The 513-nt window shown below is 35.1% G+C and carries 1 protein-coding gene; it reads right to left on the reverse strand.

Annotated features, from left to right (window positions below):
• Nucleotides 1–242: 242 nt before the first annotated feature.
• Nucleotides 243–488 carry a hypothetical protein gene (locus ACK4SC_RS11740; protein ID WP_409618158.1) on the reverse strand — a complete coding sequence of 82 codons (246 nt, stop codon included), beginning with the start codon at nucleotides 486–488 and terminating at the stop codon, nucleotides 243–245.
• Nucleotides 489–513: the final 25 nt, after the last annotated feature.

Raw genomic sequence — 513 nt, forward strand, 5'->3', positions numbered from 1 at the left:
CTGTGTAAAACGCCTTAATCCTGTTTAGCTGTCTATTATAATTTTCATAGCTCCGAGGCCTATTGATACCATCGTCCCCGAAGCCTGTTTTATATTTCTGTTTTAAATAGCTTTTAAAATCATTAAAAAGCCCGTCGTCGCTGACGAGCTTTTTAAGACATTCAGGTAAATTTTTTGTAGCCATAACACCACCTATCATATCAGCAATTATCCCACATAGTTCAGACAAAAAAAGCCCCCGGCTAAGCCGGGGTGCAAATAAAATCTTCTTTGTTTATCCAGGTAATCATATCATCATAGTGTAGTACACCGACGTACTCCACATTTTTTTCCTTTAAAAACTTTAAAAATTCCTCTTCATTTTTTATCTCTTTTTTCAATTCATTCAATCTGCTATAGCTTATTAGCAATACTCTTTGCTCCATAATAGCCTCCTTACCAGATGCCTTCTTCTTTTTCTTCTGCTCTTTCTTTATATTTGAACCCATAAGTAGTTTTAATATAACCACCTAC

Origin of the sequence: Microcella sp. (assembly GCF_046293215.1) — a bacterium.
In the GTDB taxonomy this organism is placed as follows: Bacteria; Actinomycetota; Actinomycetes; order Actinomycetales; family Microbacteriaceae; genus Microcella.